This window comes from Variovorax sp. BGA-UO-ETr-C22 (assembly GCF_059567965.1).
Window position 1 is genome coordinate 1138871 of the sequence record NZ_JCAQPA010000010.1, and the last position, 18640, is coordinate 1157510.

The 18640-nt window shown below is 70.1% G+C and carries 17 protein-coding genes and 1 tRNA gene; 11 read left to right on the forward strand and 7 right to left on the reverse strand.

The features are described from left to right. Positions 1–155 precede the first annotated feature (155 nt). The 6 genes from AC57B8_RS18755 (at position 156) to rbsD (ending at position 6238) form a co-directional block, all read left to right on the forward strand. Positions 156–1109: a sugar ABC transporter substrate-binding protein gene (locus AC57B8_RS18755; protein ID WP_496480391.1), complete on the forward strand. Its 954-nt coding sequence runs from the start codon at positions 156–158 to the stop codon at positions 1107–1109. A 62-nt stretch (positions 1110–1171) separates the two neighbouring features. Next, positions 1172–2770: a sugar ABC transporter ATP-binding protein gene (locus AC57B8_RS18760; protein WP_496480545.1), complete on the forward strand. Its 1599-nt coding sequence runs from the start codon at positions 1172–1174 to the stop codon at positions 2768–2770. A gap of 5 nt (positions 2771–2775) precedes the next feature. Beyond that, positions 2776–3780: an ABC transporter permease gene (locus AC57B8_RS18765; protein ID WP_496480392.1), complete on the forward strand. Its 1005-nt coding sequence runs from the start codon at positions 2776–2778 to the stop codon at positions 3778–3780. A 24-nt stretch (positions 3781–3804) separates the two neighbouring features. After that, complete coding sequence (locus AC57B8_RS18770) at positions 3805–4887, forward strand: LacI family DNA-binding transcriptional regulator (RefSeq protein ID WP_496480393.1); 1083 nt, start codon at positions 3805–3807, stop codon at positions 4885–4887. Then, positions 4884–5843, forward strand: a complete 960-nt coding sequence (rbsK, locus tag AC57B8_RS18775) for a ribokinase (protein ID WP_496480394.1) — start codon at positions 4884–4886, stop codon at positions 5841–5843. Before AC57B8_RS18770 ends, rbsK begins: the two co-directional genes overlap by 4 nt. Next, on the forward strand, positions 5840–6238 hold the full coding sequence (gene rbsD, locus AC57B8_RS18780) for a D-ribose pyranase (protein WP_496480395.1): 399 nt from the start codon (positions 5840–5842) through the stop codon (positions 6236–6238). Before rbsK ends, rbsD begins: the two co-directional genes overlap by 4 nt. Before the next feature lie 7 nt (positions 6239–6245). Here the strand turns inward: rbsD and AC57B8_RS18785 are convergent, their stop codons facing one another. Then, positions 6246–7160, reverse strand: a complete 915-nt coding sequence (locus tag AC57B8_RS18785) for an MOSC domain-containing protein (protein ID WP_496480396.1) — start codon at positions 7158–7160, stop codon at positions 6246–6248. A 57-nt stretch (positions 7161–7217) separates the two neighbouring features. On the opposite strand from AC57B8_RS18785, the gene AC57B8_RS18790 reads away from it, so the two are divergent. From AC57B8_RS18790 to AC57B8_RS18800, 3 genes are read left to right on the forward strand one after another with little or no spacing between them, the layout of a single operon-like run. Next, positions 7218–8345, forward strand: a complete 1128-nt coding sequence (locus tag AC57B8_RS18790; protein WP_496480397.1) for an FAD-dependent monooxygenase — start codon at positions 7218–7220, stop codon at positions 8343–8345. A 49-nt stretch (positions 8346–8394) separates the two neighbouring features. After that, positions 8395–9114: a DsbC family protein gene (locus AC57B8_RS18795; RefSeq protein WP_070062774.1), complete on the forward strand. Its 720-nt coding sequence runs from the start codon at positions 8395–8397 to the stop codon at positions 9112–9114. Between the two features lie 4 nt (positions 9115–9118). Beyond that, a complete protein-coding gene (locus AC57B8_RS18800) occupies positions 9119–10975 on the forward strand; it encodes a M61 family metallopeptidase (RefSeq protein WP_496480398.1) in 1857 nt (618 codons plus the stop codon). Between the two features lie 10 nt (positions 10976–10985). Here AC57B8_RS18800 and AC57B8_RS18805 read toward each other — a convergent pair whose 3' ends face one another. Then, positions 10986–11594, reverse strand: coding sequence for a DUF2325 domain-containing protein (locus AC57B8_RS18805; protein WP_493195720.1), 609 nt, complete (start codon positions 11592–11594; stop codon positions 10986–10988). Between the two features lie 133 nt (positions 11595–11727). Here AC57B8_RS18805 and AC57B8_RS18810 point away from each other — a divergent pair, with 133 nt between their 5' ends. Beyond that, positions 11728–12507, forward strand: coding sequence for an enoyl-CoA hydratase (locus AC57B8_RS18810; protein WP_062481985.1), 780 nt, complete (start codon positions 11728–11730; stop codon positions 12505–12507). A gap of 46 nt (positions 12508–12553) precedes the next feature. Here the strand turns inward: AC57B8_RS18810 and AC57B8_RS18815 are convergent, their stop codons facing one another. Both AC57B8_RS18815 and AC57B8_RS18820 read right to left on the reverse strand, forming a co-directional pair. Continuing rightward, positions 12554–13816, reverse strand: a complete 1263-nt coding sequence (locus AC57B8_RS18815; RefSeq protein ID WP_496480399.1) for a hypothetical protein — start codon at positions 13814–13816, stop codon at positions 12554–12556. Then, a complete protein-coding gene (locus AC57B8_RS18820; protein ID WP_496480400.1) occupies positions 13813–14487 on the reverse strand; it encodes a sigma-70 family RNA polymerase sigma factor in 675 nt (224 codons plus the stop codon). Before AC57B8_RS18820 ends, AC57B8_RS18815 begins: the two co-directional genes overlap by 4 nt. 167 nt (positions 14488–14654) lie before the next feature. Here AC57B8_RS18820 and AC57B8_RS18825 point away from each other — a divergent pair. After that, positions 14655–14731: transfer RNA gene (locus AC57B8_RS18825), tRNA-Met, on the forward strand. 71 nt (positions 14732–14802) lie between these two features. On the opposite strand, the gene AC57B8_RS18830 is transcribed toward AC57B8_RS18825, so the two are convergent. The 3 genes from AC57B8_RS18830 to AC57B8_RS18840 form a co-directional block, all read right to left on the reverse strand. Then, entirely contained in the window at positions 14803–15534 is a 732-nt protein-coding gene (locus AC57B8_RS18830; protein ID WP_496480401.1) for a hypothetical protein, read from the reverse strand. 282 nt (positions 15535–15816) lie between these two features. Next, positions 15817–17301 carry a TolC family protein gene (locus AC57B8_RS18835; RefSeq protein WP_496480402.1) on the reverse strand — a complete coding sequence of 495 codons (1485 nt, stop codon included), beginning with the start codon at positions 17299–17301 and terminating at the stop codon, positions 15817–15819. Between the two features lie 18 nt (positions 17302–17319). After that, positions 17320–18636 carry an HlyD family type I secretion periplasmic adaptor subunit gene (locus tag AC57B8_RS18840; protein ID WP_496480403.1) on the reverse strand — a complete coding sequence of 439 codons (1317 nt, stop codon included), beginning with the start codon at positions 18634–18636 and terminating at the stop codon, positions 17320–17322. Between the last annotated feature and the right edge of the window lie 4 nt (positions 18637–18640).

Genomic DNA, 18640 nt, shown 5'->3' on the forward strand with positions numbered 1-18640 from the left:
CCAGAAAGCCCTCTGGCAGCGGCTTCGAGGGCTGAAAGGCTCAGGGTTTGACCCGACTGGCAAACGTTTGCGCAAACGTTTCCCTCGATTAACATCGGGGCCCCCGGCACAGACCGGCGTTCCGCTCTGACCCCTTATTTCAGGAGACATCCACCATGAAGTTCACCCGCCGTACCCTGCAAAGCGCTGCCGCACTGACCTTGCTGGGCGCCATCGCCGGAACGCCCGCCTTCGCGCAGGACAAGCCGAAGGTCGCGCTGGTCATGAAGTCGCTGGCCAACGAGTTCTTCCGCACCATGGAAGACGGCGCCAAGGCGCACCAGAAGGCCAACGCCGCGCAGTACACGCTGGTGGCCAACGGCATCAAGGACGAGACCGACACCGCCGCCCAGATCAAGATGGTCGAGCAGATGGTGGCGCAGAAGATCAACGCGCTGGTCATCGCGCCGGCCGATTCGAAGGCGCTGGTGCCGGTGATCAAGGCGGCCATCGACAAGGGCATCCTGGTCGTGAACATCGACAACCGGCTGGACGCCGACGCCCTGAAGGAAAAGGGTATCCAGGTGCCCTTCGTCGGCCCCGACAACCGCGCCGGCGCCAAGCTGGTGGGCGACGCGCTGGCCAAGGAGCTGAAGTCGGGCGACAAGGTCGGCATCATCGAAGGCGTGTCGACCACCTTCAATGCGCAGCAGCGCACGCTGGGCTACCAGGACGCCATGAAGGCCGGCGGCATGACCGTGGTCGGCGTGCAGTCGGGCCAGTGGGAAATCGACAAGGGCAACACCGTGGCCGCCGGCATGATGCGCGAGCACCCCGACCTGAAGGCCCTGCTGGCCGGCAACGACAGCATGGCGCTGGGCGCCCTGGCCGCCGTCAAGGCCGCGGGCAAGACCGGCAAGGTGCTGGTGGTGGGCTACGACAACATCGGCGCCATCAAGCCGATGCTGAAGGACGGCCGCGTGCTCGCCACCGCCGACCAGTTCGCCGCCAAGCAGGCCGTGTTCGGCATCGAGACCGCGCTGAAGGCCATCGCCGACAAGAAGAAGCAATCGGAAATGCCGGCTGAAGTGAAGACCGACGTGGTGCTCGTCACCAAGTCGTCGAAGTAAGCCATTCCGCTCCCCTCTAAAAAGAAGAAGACCTCGTTTTGACCGCCGCACCCGACGCCGCCATGAATCCGCCCTTACCCACCGCCGTGCTCGCCCTGAGCACGGTCGGCAAGGACTACGCGGCGCCGGTGCTCGACGGGGTTTCGCTCGAGCTGCGCGCCGGTGAGGTGCTGGCGCTCACGGGCGAGAACGGCGCGGGCAAGAGCACGCTGTCGAAGATCGTCTGCGGGCTGGTGCAGCCCACGCGCGGCGGCATGCTGCTCGATGGCCAGCCCTTCGCGCCAGCCTCGCGCCGCGATGCCGAGCGCCTGGGCGTGCGCATGGTCATGCAGGAACTCGGCCTCGTCACCACGCTGTCGGTGGCCGAGAACCTGCTGCTCGACCGCCTGCCGCACAAGAGCGGCTGGATCCGCCGCGCCACGCTGCACGAGCTGGCCGAGCGCCAGCTCGCCAAGATCGGCCTGGACGGCATCGACCCGGCCACGCCGGTGGCGCGGCTGGGCATCGGCCAGCAGCAGATGGTGGAGATTGCGCGCAACCTGCAGGACGACACGCGCGTGCTGGTGCTCGACGAGCCCACCGCCATGCTCACGCCGCGCGAAACCGCCCACCTGTTCGAGCAGATCGAGCTGCTGAAGCTGCGCGGCGTGGCGATCGTCTACGTGTCGCACCGCCTCGAAGAGCTGCAGCGCATCGCCGACCGCGTGGCGGTGCTGCGCGACGGCAAGCTGGTCGACGTGCGCGCCATGGCCGGCGTGCGCGAATCCGAACTGGTGCAGCGCATGGTCGGGCGCGCGGTGCACGAGCACGAAGGCCGCGCGCGCCGCGTGGCGGGCCCGGTGCTGCTGAGCGCGCGCGGCATCGGCCGGGCGCAGGTGGTGCGCGACGTCGATCTCGAACTGCGCGCGGGCGAAGTCATGGGCCTGGCCGGCCTGGTCGGCTCGGGCCGCACCGAGCTCGTGCGGCTGCTGTTCGGTGCCGACCGCGCCGACCGCGGCGAGGTCGTGCTGCACGACGGCACGCCGGCCGCGCAGCCCGTGCAACATGCGCGCAAGGGCTGGCGCTCGCCGATGCAGGCCATTCGCGCGGGCATCGGCCTCGTCACCGAAGACCGCAAGTCGCAGGGCCTGCTGCTGTCGCAGCCGATCCGCGTCAACGCCACGCTGAGCGACCTGGGCGCGATCTCGCACGCCGGCTGGCTGCGCCGCACCAAGGAGCGCCAGATTGCCCGCCGGCTGGTCGAGCTGCTGCGCATCCGCTCGCGCAGCATCGAACAACCCGTATCGACGCTCAGCGGCGGCAACCAGCAGAAGGTGGTGTTCGCCCGCTGGCTGCACCGCGAATGCAGGGTGCTGCTGCTGGACGAACCCACGCGCGGCGTGGACGTGGGCGCGCGCGCCGACCTGTACGCCGAACTCGACCGCATGACCGACGCCGGCAAGGCGCTCCTGATGGTGTCCAGCGACCTGCGCGAGCTGATGGCCATGTGCGACCGCATCGGCGTGATGAGCGCCGGCCGGCTGGTCGCGGTGTTCGAGCGCGGCGAGTGGAGCGAACAGTCGCTGCTCGCCGCCGCCTTCAGCGACGCCACGGGCCGCGTGCCCGGTTCCCCGGCGGATTCCGCCCCTTCCGCATCCGCCCCGACTTCCGCCGACGCCTGACGACCATGAACGCAGCCTCTCCCTCTTCTCCTGCTTCCGCCGCCGCCGGCAAGCCGCCGTCCGCACTCAAGGGCCAGCTCGGCACCTACCTCGGCCTCACGGTCGTGCTGCTGGGCATGATTGCGCTCTTCGGCTCGATGAGCGAATACTTCCTCACGCGCGAGACCTTCATCTCCATCGCCAACGAAATCCCGGCGCTGGCCGTGATGGCGGTGGGCATGACCTTCGTGCTGATCATCGCGGGCATCGACCTCTCGGTGGGCTCGGTGCTCGCACTCAGTGCGGCCGTCACGGCCGCCGCCATCCTCGAATGGAAGCTCTCGGTGCCGCTGGCCGCCATGCTCGGCCTGGCCACCGGCCTGATCTGCGGCACGGTGACGGGCGCGGTGTCGGTCGCCTGGCGGCTGCCGAGCTTCATCGTCTCACTGGGCATGCTCGAGGCCGTGCGCGGCGGCGCCTACCTGGTCACCGACTCGCGCACGCAGTACGTGGGCGACGCCATCTCGGGCCTGGCCGCGCCGTGGATCGGCGGCATCTCGGCCGCCTTCGTGCTCGCCGTGGTGCTGGTGGCCGTGGGGCAGCTGGTGCTCACGCGCTCCGTGTTCGGCCGTCATGTCGTGGGCATCGGCACCAACGAGGAAGCCATGCGCCTGGCGGGCATCGACCCGCGGCCGATCCGCATCATCGTGTTCGCCGTGACCGGCCTCTTGGCCGGGCTCGCGGGCCTGATGCAGTCGGCCCGCCTCGAAGCGGCCGACCCGAACGCGGGCGTGGGCATCGAGCTGCAGGTGATCGCGGCCGTGGTCATCGGCGGCACCAGCCTCATGGGCGGGCGCGGCTCGGTGGTCAACACCTTCTTCGGCGTGCTGATCATCGCCGTGCTCGAGGCCGGCCTGGCGCAGGTGGGCGCGAGCGAACCGAGCAAGCGCATCATCACGGGCGCGGTGATCGTGGTGGCCGTCATCATCGACACCCTGCGCCAGCGCCGGGCCGAACGCCGGCTGGCCTGAGCTTCCACAGGAACAAGGACAACCATGGCCACCATCAAGGACGTCGCACTCCAGGCGGGCGTTTCCGTCACCACCGTGTCGCACGTCGTCAACGACACGCGCCACGTGAGCGCCAAGGTGCGCGAGCGCGTCGAGCTGGCGATCCGCGAGCTGGGCTACGTGCCCAACGCGATGGCGCGCAGCCTCAAGAGCAACACCACCTCGACGCTGGGCATGCTCATTCCCAACAGCTCGAACCCCTACTTCGCCGAGATCGTGCGCATCGTGGAAGACCGCTGCTTCGGCGCCGGCTACACGCTGGTGCTGTGCAACACCGACGACGAGCCCCGGCGCCAGAGCGTGTACCTGCAAGTGCTGGCCGAGCGCCGCATCGACGGGCTCATCGTGGTGTCGACCGGCGCCGACGAAGACGACTCGCTCGCCACCCAGTTGCGCGGCCTGCGCATTCCCACGGTGCTGGTCGACCGCGAGATCGCCGACCCCGCCTGCGACCTGGTGGAAACCGCCCACATGCAAGGCGGCCTGCTCGCCGTGCGGCACCTGCTGTCGCTGGGCCACAAGCGCATCGCCTGCATCGGCGGGCCGCTGGGCGTGACGTCGAGCGAGCAGCGCATCGAAGGCTGGCGCATGGCGCTGGCGGAAACCGGCTCCGCGCCGAACGCCGACGCGTTGCTGTGGCGCGGCGGCTTCACCAGCCAGGGCGGCTACGAGGCGATGCACGCCATCCTGCGCACCGAGCAGAAGCCCTCGGCCGTGTTCGTGTGCAACGACCTGATGGCCATCGGCGCGCTGCGCGCCGCGCATGAAAGCGGCGTGCGCGTGCCCGACGAACTCTCCATCGTGGGCTTCGACGACATCGAACTGTCGGCCTACACCAGCCCGCCGCTCACCACCGTGGCCCAGCCCAAGGAGCGCATCGGCGCGCTGGCGGTCGACATGCTGCTGGAGCGCATGGGCGGCAAGCGCCGCGACGCGCGCAAGGTCGTGCTGCAGCCCGAGCTGCGCGTGCGCGCCTCGACCGCGCGCCACGCGGGCTTTCGCGAAGCCGGCGTGACGCCCGCTCCTTCCACCACCACCGCCACACCTTCCAAGTCCCGCACCTCGTGAGCCTTCAGCCTCTTTCTTCCTCCACGCCACCGCGCATCGTGGTGCTCGGCAGCCTGAACATGGACATCGTGCTGCGCGTGCCGCACGCGCCGGCCGCGGGCGAAACCCTGCTGGGCCGCTCCATCGACGCCATTCCCGGCGGCAAGGGCGCCAACCAGGCCGTGAGCTGCGCGCGCGAAGGCGCGCAGGTGCAGATGATCGGCTGCGTGGGCGACGACGCGCATGGCACGGCCCTGCGCGATGCGCTCGCGCGCGACGGCATCGACACCGCCGCGCTGCGCACCGTGGCGGGCGAGCCGACCGGCACGGCGCTGATCCTCGTGGAAGACAGCGGCCAGAACCGCATCGTGATGATTCCCGGCGCCAACGCGCGCGTCGCCATCGACGAAGCCTCGCTGACGCAGCAGGTGCAGGGCGCGGCCTTCCTCGTCGCGCAGTTCGAAACCCCGATGGACCAGGTGGCACGCGCCATCAACGCCGCGCACAACGCGGGCTGCGCGGTGATGCTCAACCCCTCGCCGGTGCAAGCCATCGCCGAGGCGCTCTGGCCCCGCATCGACACGCTGGTGGTCAACGAGATCGAGGCGCAGACCCTGTCGGGCCAGAACGCCGACAGTCCCGAAGAAGCAGCGCAGGCCGGCCAGGCGCTGCGCGCGCGCGGCATCGCCCGCGTGGTCGTGACCTTGGGTTCGCGCGGCGCCGTGGCGGTCGACGCCGACGGCGCGCGCCACCATCCCGCGCCGAAGGTGCAGGCCGTCGACACCACCGCCGCCGGCGACACCTTCCTGGGCGCGCTCGCCGTGGCGCTGGGCGAAGGCCAGTCCTTCGACGAGGCCGTGCGCCTGGGCATCCGCGCCGCCGCGCTGTGCATCCAGCAGCCCGGCGCCCAACCCTCCATTCCGCTGCGCGACGCCGTGCTGCGCAGCCCCCTGCCTCCCGACTGGATCACGCTGTGAAACGCTCTCCCCTGCTGCACGCCGAACTCTCCCACGTGATCGCCTCGCTGGGCCACGGCGACATGCTGGTGATCGGCGACGCCGGCCTGCCGATTCCCGACGGCCCGCGCCGCATCGACCTGGCCGTGGCACGTGGTGTGCCGGGGATCAGCGATGTGCTGAAGGCGGTGCTGTCGGAGATGCAGGTGGAAAGCGCACTCATGGCGCGCGAAGCGCTGGAGCACTTGCCTGCCGGCACGCTGCCCGCGTGGTGCGAAGGCCAGCTGAGCGTGGTGCCGCAGGTCATATCGCACGAAGAACTGAAGCGCGTGAGCGCGCGCGCCAAGGCCGTCGTGCGCACGGGCGAATGCACGCCCTACGCGAACATCATCCTGGTCGCGGGCGTGGCGTTCTGATCGCCCCTTACTCGAAGCGGTAGTTCGCCCCCACCACCTGCCCCACCTTGAGCATGTGCTCCACGCCCTGCACCACGATGCAGTTCATGCCGAAGGTGATGCCGCCATCCACGCGCGCGTCGGCGCGGTAGGTGCGCAGCACGTCGCCGACCTCCGGGCTGCTGAGCGCGGTGGCCGGGTCGATGTCGGGAATGGGGCAGCGCGTGCAGGGCTTGACCGGGCGCAGCTCGGCCTCGCCTTCGCCGGTGGTGACGTGCAGCGCGTCGACCCGGTCTTCGTCGTGCGACTCGATGCCGGCCAGCACGATGTTCGGGCGGAAGCGCTCGATGCCGACCGGGCCGTGGCCGGCCGCCGCCAGGCGCTCGTTGAGTTCGGCGATCGAGCCTTCGCTGGCCACCAGCAGCGGGAAGCCGTCGGCGAACTGGTTCAGCGCCTCGACGCCGTCGGTCCACTTCAGGCTCGACAGGCGCTGGTGCTCGGGGTCGAAGCGCACCAGGCGCAGCGTCTGCGGCTTGCCGGGCTCCGAAAGAAAGTCGCTGAACCACTGGGCGGCGATGTCGCCCATGTCGTAGGCCGCGACTTCGTCCTTCCACACGCGCACGCGCACCGGCTGCTCGACACGGTCGAAGGCCAGGTGCAGCGCCAGCATGCCGGGCGCGCGCAGCACGACCTCGGTGTGCTTCATCTGCGGCTGGATGAGTGCCATGCGCGGCAGCTGCCGCTGGGTGACGAACTCGCCCTGCGCATCGACCACCATCCAGGCGCGGTCGAACTCCAGGCCGGTTTCGGTGAGCAGCATCTCGTCGAGCTCGACGCCGGCGCACGACTTGACGGGGTACACGAACAGGCGGGCGATGGTGGCCTGGAGATCGAAAGCGGGCGGCTGCGACACGGTGGGGGTTCCTTTGAAATCGCTGGCCATTCTCCCGCATGAACGGGTATCGGCGCCCGCGCGCGAGGCAACTCCTACAATCATCCGATGGCTCTTTCTCCCGAAGTTTGTATCCGCGGTGCCGGCATCGTCGGCCGCACGCTGGCGCTGCTGCTGGCGCGCGAACGCGTGCGTGTCGCGCTGGTGGTGCCGCCGGCCCCTGCGGGCAAGGAAGACATCCGGGCGTACGCGCTCAACGCGGCGTCCCGCACCATGCTCGAATCGCTGCGCGCCTGGCCCGACACGGCCCATGCCACGCCGGTGCACGAGATGCAGGTCCACGGCGACGACGGCGGCCGCGTGCAGTTCAGCGCCGCGCGCCAGAAGGTCGAGGCGCTGGCCTGGATCGTCGACGTGCCCGCGCTCGAACAGCAGCTGGCCGACGCGGTGCGCTTCCAGCCCCTGATCGACGTGGTGACCGAGCCCGTGGTCGCGCCGCTCACGGTGGTCTGCGAAGGCAAGGCCAGCGCCTCGCGCGCCGCGCTGGGCGTGAGCTACGAGGTCACGCGCTACCCACAGCACGCCATTGCCGCGCGGCTCGAGGCCGCGCACACGCACGACGGCATCGCGCGCCAGTGGTTCAACGACCGCGGCGAGGTGTTCGCCCTGCTGCCGCTGGGCGGCGTGCACGGCAAGACGCTGGCGCTGGTGTGGTCGGTCGACCAGCTGCGCGTGCCCGAGCTGGTCGCGCAGGGCGTCGACGAATTCAGCGCCGCCGTGAGCGAAGCCAGCCACGGCGAGCTGGGCTCGCTGCGGCTCACGAGCGAACGCGCCGTGTGGCCGCTGTCGCGCGCCATCGCCGACCGCTGGTCCGGCACGATGCCCGGCCAGCCCACCCAATCGTGGGTGCTCGCGGGCGACGCCGCGCACACGGTGCATCCGCTGGCGGGCCAGGGCCTGAACCTCGGCCTGGCCGACGCGGCCGCGCTGGCCGACGTGATCCGCACCCGCGACTACTGGCGCAGCGTGGGCGACGCCCGCCTGCTGCGCCGCTACGAACGCGCCCGCCGCGCCGACGTGCTGCAGATGAGCCTGGCCACCGACGGATTGCAGCAACTTTTCTCGCACAACCTGGGTCCACTCCCTGCGTTGCGCAACTGGGGCATGCGCGGTTTCGACCGCACGCGCTTCGTGAAGCACTGGATCACCGCACAAGCCATGGGCCTGAAGGCCTGATCGCCTGACGCCGCCGCCAGCCCTCCACCTTTTTCCCGAAACCTTCCCGATGACCTTCGTCCGCCACCTTCTCGTCGCCGCTTGCGCGCTGCTCACGCTCTCCACCGCCGGCGCGGGCGAGGCCGAGATCCGCAAGAACCTGCCGACGCACATTCCGCAGCTGCCGCCCATCGAGGAAGTCACCAAGACGCCCGTGCCGGGCCTGTACGAAGTGCGCGTCAACGGCAGCCAGATCCTGTACACCGACGAGCAAGGCGGCTACCTGCTGCAGGGCAGCCTGATCGACGCCAAGACCCGCCGCAACCTCACCGAAGAGCGCGTCGAGAAGCTCACCGCCGTCGCCTTCGACAAGCTGCCGCTGAAGGACGCGATCAAGATCGTGCGCGGCAACGGCAAGCGCAAGGTCGCGGTCTTCGAAGACCCGAACTGCGGCTACTGCAAGCGCTTCGAAAAAGACATGAAGAAGGTCGACAACGTGACCGTCTACATGTTCCTGTACCCCGTGCTCGGCCCCGATTCGACCGCCAAGTCGCGCGACATCTGGTGCAGCAAGGACCCGGGCAAGGCCTGGGCCGACTGGATGGAAGGCAACGTCAAGCCCGCCGCCGCAGCCACCAGCTGCAACGTGACGGCGCTGGAGCGCAACGTGGAGTTCGGCCGCAAGTACAACATCACCGGCACGCCCACGCTGATCTTCACCGACGGCAGCCGCGTCCCGGGCGCCATTCCCGCCGAGCAGGTCGAGAAGCAGCTCGCCGCCGCCAACTGATCCGATGGCGACGACCTCCGCTTCCCGGCGCGCAGCCGCGGCTGCAACCGCCACGCCCGCCGTGCATTGCCGCGTCGAGTGCGCCGACCTGCATGCGCGCCTGTTCGCCGTCACGCTGACCATCGCCGCGCCCGCCGCGCAGCAGCGCGTGGCGCTGCCGGTGTGGATTCCCGGCAGCTACCTCGTGCGCGAGTTCGCCAAGAACCTGCAGGGCCTGCGCGCCACGCAGGGCCGCCGCAAGCCGGTGCTGACGCAGCTCGACAAATGCAGCTGGCAGATCGATTGCGTGCCAGGCCAGCCGCTGGTGCTGCACTACCAGGTGTGCGCCTACGACAACTCGGTGCGCACCGCATGGCTCGACGCCACGCGCGGCTTCTTCAACGGCACCAGCGTGTGCCTGCGCGTCGAAGGCCAGACCGAGGCGCCGCATGCGCTGGAGATCGTTCCGCCCACGCTGCCGGCCGACGCCGCGCGCTGGTCGTGCGCCACCGCGCTCGTGCCGACGAAGGCCGACAAGCACGGCTTCGGCAGCTACCGCGCCGCCGGCTACGACGAACTGGCCGACAGCCCGGTCGAGATGGGCGCCTTCTGGAGCGCTGAGTTCGACGCCTGCGGCGTGCCGCACCGCTTCGTGATCGCGGGCGCCGCGGCCTCGTTCGACGGCGATCGCCTCATTGCCGACACCAAGGCCATCTGCGAAGCCGAGATCCGCTTCTGGCACGGCGACAAGGCCGGCAAGCGCGGCGGGCCCAAGCTGCCGATCGACCGCTACGTGTTCATGCTCAATGCGGTGGACGACGGCTACGGCGGGCTCGAGCACCGCCATTCCACCGCGCTCATCTGCAACCGCCGCGACCTGCCGCTGCGCGGCGAAAAGAAGAAGCAGCCCGAGGGCTACACCACGCTGCTGGGCCTCATCAGCCACGAGTACTTCCACACCTGGAACGTCAAGCGCATGCGCCCGGCGGAGTTCGCCAGCTACGACTACAGCCGCGAGAACTACACGCAGCTGCTGTGGTTTTTCGAAGGCTTCACGAGCTACTACGACGACCTGCTGCTGCGCCGCGCCGGCCGCATCGACGACGCGGCCTACCTGCGCCTGCTCAACAAGACCATCAACCAGGTGCTGCAGACGCCCGGCCGGCTGGTGCAGCCGGTGGCCGACGCGAGCTTCGACGCCTGGGTCAAGTACTACCGCCAGGACGAGCAGACGCCCAACAGCACCGTCAGCTACTACACCAAGGGTGCGCTGGTGGCGCTGTGCTTCGACCTCACGCTGCGCCAGGAAGGCAAGGGCACGCTCGACGACGTGATGCGCCACCTCTGGACGCAAGGCAACGGCGGCCCGATCAGCGAAGCCGACATTGCAACCGCACTCGAAGCCGTGGGCAGACGCTCGTATGCGCCCGAGCTCGCGCGCTGGGTGCATTCGACCGACGAACTCCCGCTGGCCGACCTGCTGCGCGCCCACGGCGTGGCCACGCTAGACGACCCGTCGCAACCCGCGCAGGCGCTCGGCCTGCGCGTGGCCGAAACCGGCGGCAGCGTGCAGATCAAGGTGGTGCTGCGCGGCGGCGCCGCCGAGAAGGCGGGCTTCTCGGCCAACGACGAATGGCTCGGCATCGAGCTGCCGGCCGTCGGTGGTCGCAAGGGCGCGGCGCAACCTGCACAGGCCTGGCGCCTCACCAAGCTCGACGACCTGGCGCTGTACCTCGGCGATGCCACCAAGTGCACCGCCCTCGTCGCGCGCGACCGCCGGCTGCTGCGCCTGCCGCTCACGCTGCCGACGGGCTCGACCACGTGGCGGCTGTTCTCGCACGACGCGGCCAAGATCACGGCCTGGCTCGCAGCCAAGCCTTGATTTCTTCCGTTCAGGCCGGGTGATCGACGGCCGCCGCCAGCGGCGGCCGCACGAACAGCATCGGCTGCGGCTCGCCCACCAGCACGCAGGGCTTGCCGGTGCGGCGGCAGTGGTCCTGCACGCGCCAGTAGGCACCGTGGCTCACGCAGCCCGTCTGGCAGATCACGAGATCGGCGGCGCGCAGGCCCGCTTCGAGCGCTGCGGGGTCGTCGGCCTCGTCGCCGCCGTCGTGGTGCAGGTAATGGCCGCCGGCAATCTCCACGAGCTGGCGCGCCAGCGAAGGCGCCTCGGGCGCCGCTTCCGAACGGCCCACGCACAGCACCGACTTGGCCCGCAGGTCGGCCGGCACCTGCGGCCCTGGCGGCAAGGCATGGTGACGCCGGCCGCCCGGCGCCAGCAGCGCATGCAGGCGCTGGGGCAAGGCGCTGCCCTTGGCGGCGCGCGCCGCCAGTTCCTCGCGCACGATGGCAATCGCCGAGTCGCGCGCCACCAGTGCGCCGCGCAACCGCACGACCTGCGCCTCGAGCCGCTCGACCCGGGCGGCCTGCTCCATCAGCAGGCGCGAGCAACGCTCCTGCACCCGGGCATAGGCCCGCAGCAACACGGCATGTTCTTGCATCGGGAAGTCCATGGCGGCCATTCTAGATGAGAATAATTCTCAAATGAAACACCCGCGCGTCAGCGGGCCCGAAGCCTGGCTGGGTATAGTGGGACGCGTTTTTTTCCCCACCTCCCCCGGAGACAGCGACACCATGAGCTACGAAAACATCGACGTGCGGACCGAAGCAGGCAAGGTCGGCATCATCACCCTCAACCGCCCCAAGGCCCTCAATGCGCTGAACGACGCACTGATGACCGAGCTGGGCCAGGCGCTCAAGGCCTTCGACGCCGACGACGCCATCGGCTGCATCATCCTCACGGGCAGCGAGCGCGCCTTCGCGGCCGGCGCCGACATCGCGGCGATGGCCAAGTACAGCTTCATCGACACCTACAAGGGCGACTACATCACGCGCAACTGGGAAACCATCCGCTCGATCCGCAAGCCGGTGATCGCGGCCGTGAGCGGCTTCGCGCTGGGCGGCGGCTGCGAACTCGCGATGATGTGCGACTTCATCATCGCGGCCGACAACGCCAAGTTCGGCCAGCCAGAGATCAAGATCGGCGTGATCCCCGGCGCCGGCGGCACGCAGCGCCTGCCGCGCGCAGTGGGCAAGAGCAAGGCCATGGACATGGCGCTCACCGCCCGCATGATGGACGCCGCCGAAGCCGAGCGCGCGGGCCTCGTGAGCCGCGTGGTGCCGTTCGAGAAGCTGGCCGACGAAGCGCTGGGCGCCGCGCTGATCATCGCGGGCTTCTCGCAGATCGCCGTGATGGCGGCCAAGGAATCGGTCAACCGCGCCTTCGAGAGCGGCCTGAGCGACGGCGTGATGTTCGAACGCCGCCTGTTCCACGCGCTGTTCGCGACGCAAGACCAGAAGGAAGGCATGGACGCCTTCCTGGCCAAGCGCCAACCGGATTTCAAGAACGCCTGATCAGGCCTGATCGTCGCGGGCCCGGCGACCGCAGCAGCGGTTGCTGTCAGCGGGTTCGCGACAGCGCCGTGCGCAGCGCCTCGAGCGCCTGCGCCGGCGGCGTGCCGATGGAGGCGGGGCCGCCCGGCTGCGGCGTCCACCGCACCTGGTCGCCCGCGATCTCGAGCACGGCCAGCAACGCGCCGTCGCGCCGCAGTTCGATGCGCGCCTCGACCGGCGCACCCAGTTCCCCGCCCGACACGGTGGCCGCGCGCGCCACGGTGTTCACCAGCGCCGCGAGGCCTTCGGTGTCGCCGCGCGCCTGGCGCGTGGTGGCGCCGGCGCGCGTGATGTCGAGCGCGGTCCAGCGGTCCAGTGCCGTGAAGCCGCCGCTCGCCACAGCTTCGGTGGCTGCGCGCGGTGCCGCCTTGGCGGCGGCCGACGGAGCCGGTGCGGCTTGCACAGGAGCGGCCCGACGCTGCATGCCGGCGACATTCGCGCTGGCACCGCCTTGCGCGGCAAGCGACGGCGCCGTCTCTGCGGACTCGCGCTGCATCGGCGCTGGCGCTGCAGGTGCTACGGCCGGCGCCGGCGGTGCAGCTGCGTAAGGCATCGGACTCTGACCGACATCGGCCATGGGCGGCGCGGCCGGCATGGGCGCAGACGCGATGGCCGGTGCGGCGGGTGCAGGCGCAGGCACGGGCGCCGGGGCTTGCACCACTGGGGCCGCGGGCGTCGCCTTTTCCATCGTCCGTGCTTCGTCCTTCTGGACCGATGCGGCAGCAGGGGCTTCGCGCCGCCGCGACGCTTCACGCGTTTCCTGCACCTCGCGCTGCTTGAGGGTTTCCTTCGCATCGCGCGCCGCCTCGCTGCGCTGCGCAGCGGGCGGCGTCATGTCCGCCGTTGCGGCCGGTTCAGCGACAGGCGCGGGTGCCGCGGCGACTGCCGGCGCCTCAGCCGATTGCGCAGGCGGTGCCGACGCCGGCGCGGGCGCCCCGGCCACTTGCGCCTCGCCATCGAGCCGCGCGTCGGGCACCGGCTCGCGATGCCACAGCACGGTGACGAAGGTCGCCACGAGCACGGTCGCGAAGGCCGCGTTCCACGGCATGCGCGAACGCGGACTGCCGCCGCCGAACAGGCGTCGCCACCACGGCGCAGCCTGCACCGCAGGGCCGGCCGCCGGCGCGGAGGCCGCGGCGAGGTTGTGCGCCATCTTCAGGATCGCCTCGCGCGTGTGGGCCGCGGGCACGGCGTCGCGATCGGGCGCGTGGTCCAGCGCGCGACGCAGCCGGGCGTCGTGCAGGTCGTGGTCGTCCATGCCGGTGCTCATGCGCGCTGCTCCAGCACCGACAGGTAGCGTTCCATGCAGCCGCGCAGCTTCTGCAGCCCGTAGCGCAGGCGGCTGCGCACGGTCTCGAAGCCGATCTCCAGCCGGGCCGCGAGCGCGTCGACGGTCAGGCCGTCTTCATGGTGCAAGAGAAAAGCCGCGCGTTGCTCGGCCGGCAGTTCGTCGAGACAAGCCAGCAGCCGACGCCCGGCGGCGCGCCAGAACGCCAACTCTTCGGCCGACGGGTGCGCCGACAGGTCGGTGGCCCCGTGCACGCCGCGGTCGAGCGCGGGCACCGCGTCGCCGTCGTCGTCCGCCGCGTGGCCATCGAGCGTCACCTCGCGTCCGCTCACGCGCAGGCGGTCCATCGCGAGGTTGTGCGCGATGGTGAAGGCCCAGGTGCGCCAGGTGGCGCCCTGCGGCGAGAAGCTGTCGCGCGCCGAGATGATCCGCACCCAGGTGTCCTGGAACACCTCGTCGGCCTGCGCGGCCAGCCGCGCGCCGAGCAGGCGCTTGACGAAGCGGAACAGGCCGCCTTCGTGGCGCGCATAGAGCACGTCGAAGGCGGCGGCGTCGCCGTGGGCGTAGGCCAGCATCAACTGATCGTCGGGCATGGCGTCGCGCTCGGTGGCGGTGCGGGCAGCAGCAGAAGGGGCGCGTGGCAGCGCAGACATCGCAGGATTGTCACCCGAGCTTGTACGGCGCACGGAGGCGATCGGGGTTAAGTCGAAACGCGATCCGACGCATTCGATTGCAGAAAAATCGACCTGAAAACGCCGGGAGTTGAACTGGGCCCAAAGCCTGGGCTATAATTTTGGGCTCGGTGCTGAATTGCACTGACGGCTCTTTAGCTCAGTCGGTTAGAGCGATGGAATCATAATCCACAGGTCCGCGGTTCGAGTCCGTGAAGAGCCACCAACACAGCCTCCCCGCCCCGGCGGAATGGCTCAAAAAGCCCTAAGTTTTCAACGACTTAGGGCTTTTTTCGTTCAGGCCTGCAATGGGGTCTCACCCACCGGCACCCGGTCCAGCCGGAACGCCTCGGGCTCGCAGTGCACCAGGCGCCAGCCGTGCGCGCCGTGCAGCTGCAGCTCGTCCATCACGTCCGTCAGCGTGCCGATGAGTTCGTTGCCCCAGAACCTGCGCGCGCCGCGCACGGGGTTGAGCATCTGCCGCAGCCGCGGAATCGACAGCACGCGCTCGGCGTTGAAGAAGAACTCCAGCGCGAGGTCGAAGGTGACCGGGTCGACGCGCTGCGTGCGGCCCGGGAAGCTCACGCTGCGGTCCATCGGCTGGAAGCTGTAGGCGCCCCACACGAGCGGCGTTGGCATCGCGCACGCCAGGCCGCGCGTTCGGAGCGACAGCAGGATGGTGCGGTAGAAGTCGTCGAACGCCGGTGCCGCCGCGGGCGGGCGCCCCCGCAGGTGCCGCGTGGGCGCGGGCGCCTCCTGCGCCAGCGGAACGATCTTCGTCCCCATCAACGACAGCACGTCCGGCGCCTCCTCGCCTGCCGCCTCGGGCACATCGGCCAGGAACAACAGGTTCAGGCGGTCGCCCAGTGCCTCGAGTTCGTCGACGCTGGTGAACACCAGCGGCGCCACGCCCAGCGCGCGCAGCACGCGCCGCGCGTACTCGCGCTCGCGCAGCGCACGGCCGAGCACGCCGATGCGGCGGGCGGGGCGCGCCAGGGGCTCCGAGGGTGCGGCGAAGAAGCGGCTCATGCGGGAGCTCCTTCACAGTCCGCTGCGGCAACAACATGCCCGAGGCAATGCGTTCGGGGGCTCGGGCCGCGGTTCGCGACCCCGGTGATCAGGACCGGCATGGGTGCTCGAAATTCTCAAAAGAATGAATGAAGCCGCGTCCGCTGCGCCCGCGCTTCATGCCGCATGCGATGCAGCACAAGGCAGCGGGCCCACTGAGGCAACCCGGCGCTCACCCATCCTAGGAAGGCCCGCACGGCCCGTACATAGGACTGTTCCGAAAAGCCGCGCCTTTCGCGCCCCTCAGAGCACCTTTGCGCCGCGCAGCCAGTCCAGCAGCATGGCCGAGTCGGCGCGCATGCGCAGGTCGGCGGCCTCGGCGTCGAAGCGCGTCGTCACCTGGGCCGACTGGTTGTTGTAGTGATCGCTCTCGGCGGTGAGCACGTCCAGCAGCGTGCGCTTGCCCAGGTGGTACCACTGCTCGTAGAAGATCTTGCGCACGCGGTCGGTCTCCTGGATCAGCTCGGTGTACTCGCCGGCACGGCTGGCCGCCGCGTCGCGCTGCTCGGCGGACGTGCGCAGCCGGTAGGCCAGGTCGCGCGCCGAGGCCTCGGCCTTTTCCTCGCCGGCCGCCGCGCGCTCGAAGGCCGCGCGTTCCGACGCGCGCCCCGAGCCGCCCTGGAACGCGTTCCACTGCAGCGACAGGCCCGTGGACCACGGCTGCTTGCTGCCCGCCGAATCTTCCTGCGTGCTCTTGCCGACCACCCAGTTCAGCTGCGGCAGGCGCCCGGCCTTCACCGACTCCGCATACAGGCCCGCGGCCTTCGCCTCGGCCCGCGCCTGCTGCATGGCCGGATGCTCGGCGCCCGCAATCAGGGCGTCCTGCAGCGCGACCGGGCGGATCTCCCATGCCAGGTCGGCCGGCCACTGCACCTCTTCGCCGACCAGCTTCACGAGGTTGACCTGCACCTCGCGCAGCTTGGCCACGATGGCGTCGCGGCCGGTCACGGCCTGCAGGCGGCGTGCGCGCGCCTGCGTGAGTTCGCTGGCGCGGCCGCGGTCGCTCTGCACGATCTGGCTCAGCATGTCGACCAGCTCTTCCATGCGCTTGACATAGCCCTGGCTGGCCTCGAGCGCCGCCTGGTGGCGCCGCTGTTCGAGCAGCGCCGACACGGTGTCGTAGGCGATCTTCTGGCGCACCTGCTGCGCCGCCTGGTAAGCCGCCTTCGAGGTCTCGGTGCGGCTGTCGATGGTGGCGCTCAGGCGCCCCCAGTCGTACACCGGCGTGGTGATCGCGAGGTTGCCCGACGCGTTGCGCGTGCCGCTGTTGGCACCGCCGCCGAAGGTCGCGGAAGGCGACGACACGCCCACCTGCACCTGCGGCCACCGCTGGCCCTTGGCCTGGTCGATGTCGTACTCGGCCGCCTTCCAGTTGGCCTGCGCCTCGCGCGCCTCGGCGCTGAGCTCGAGCGCCTTGCGCACGTTCTCGTCGAGGTAGGCGCGCAGGCGCTCGCCCGCGTCGGCGCTGAGGCCCATCGAGGAGGCGGACGCCGCCACCTTGCGCATCTGGAACGGCGGCGGCGATGCCGCCACGAACGGCGCAGGCATGGCCACAGGCGCCACCGCAACCGCCACGGCCGGCGCTACAGCCAACCGCCGCGCCACCTTCAGCGCCGGCGCCTCGTCCTGCGACGCATGCGCCACCGACGCACCGGCGCCCAGCAGCATCGACACCGACAGCAGCGCGCACATGCCCGGCTGCATGGATTTGTTCTTCTTCGTTTTCATGATGACTTCGACTCCTGCTCAGCGTTCGCGGAACGCTTCGCGTGCCTTGAGCACCGGCTTCAGCAGGTAGCTCAGGACTGATTTCTCGCCCGTGCGGATCTCGACCGTGGCGGTCATGCCGGGAATGATGGGGAACTCCTTGTCGCCCGCGCTCAAGGAGGCCTTGTCCGTGCGCACCAGCAGGCGGTAGTACGAGGTGTCGCCGCGCGCGCCCTGGCGTGCCTTGTCGTCGTCCTTCAGCGTGTCGGGGCTCAGGTGCTCCACCGTGCCGGTGAGGCCGCCGTAGATGCCGTAGTCGTAGGCCGAGATCTTCACGGTGGCCGGCAGCGTCGGCCGGATGAAGGCCACGTCCGAGGGTTTGATCTTGGCTTCCACCAGCAGCTGGTCTTCCAGTGGCACGATCTCCATGATGTCCGCGCCCTGCTGGATCACGCCGCCGATGGTGTTCACGCGGATGTTCTTCACGGTGCCCTTCACAGGCGCCTTGATGGTGGTGCGCTTCATCACGTCCTCGCGCGCGCCCATGTTCTCCTTGGCCTGCGCCAGCTCGCCCTCGAAGCGCGTGAGCTCGGCGTTGGCCTCGGCCCGGTACTTGTTCTGGCGCTCGGCGATCTGCAGGCGGAACTCGTTGGCCTGGCGCTTCATGCGCAAGACCTCCACCTCCGACATCAGGCCGCGCGCCGACAGCGGCTCCGACAGCGAGATCTCGCGCTCGGCCAGCTGCAGGCTGCGGTTCAGCGCGCCCACGCTTTCGTTGAGCGTCTGGCGGCGTGCGTTGTAGGCCTGCGTCTCGTCGCGCACGATCGAGTCCACGCCCTGCACGTCCGGCGGAAACGCCAGCGGCTGCGCATAGGCCTCGGCGCGCAGCCGGGCAATGGAGCCCTTCAGCGCCTGCACCTTCGAGAGCCCTTCGCGGTACGACGCACCCGCGCGCGTCGGGTCGATCTCGAGCAGGATCTGCCCGCGCTCGACCACGTCGCCTTCGTGCACGTTCATCTCTTCCAGGATGCCGCCTTCCAGGCTCTGGATGATCTGCTCGCGGCTGGCCGGAATCACGCGGCCTTCGCCCTGCGTGATCTCTTCCACCTTGGCAAAGTGCGCCCACACGCCGCCGACCACGAGGATCGTCGCGATGAGGTACAGCACCGCCAGGCTGCCCGGCGTCTTCTGCACCAGCATCGCCTCGCGCAGGTCCTTCACGAAGGGAGAGTCTTCGTGGCGTGCCTGGCCGCTCGGGCCCGGGCGCTTCGCGGGCAGCTTCGCCACGGGGGCCGGCACCTTCGCCGGCAAGGCCGCGCCGGGCATGGGCCCCGCGGTGGTTTCGTTCGTGTTCATGGCA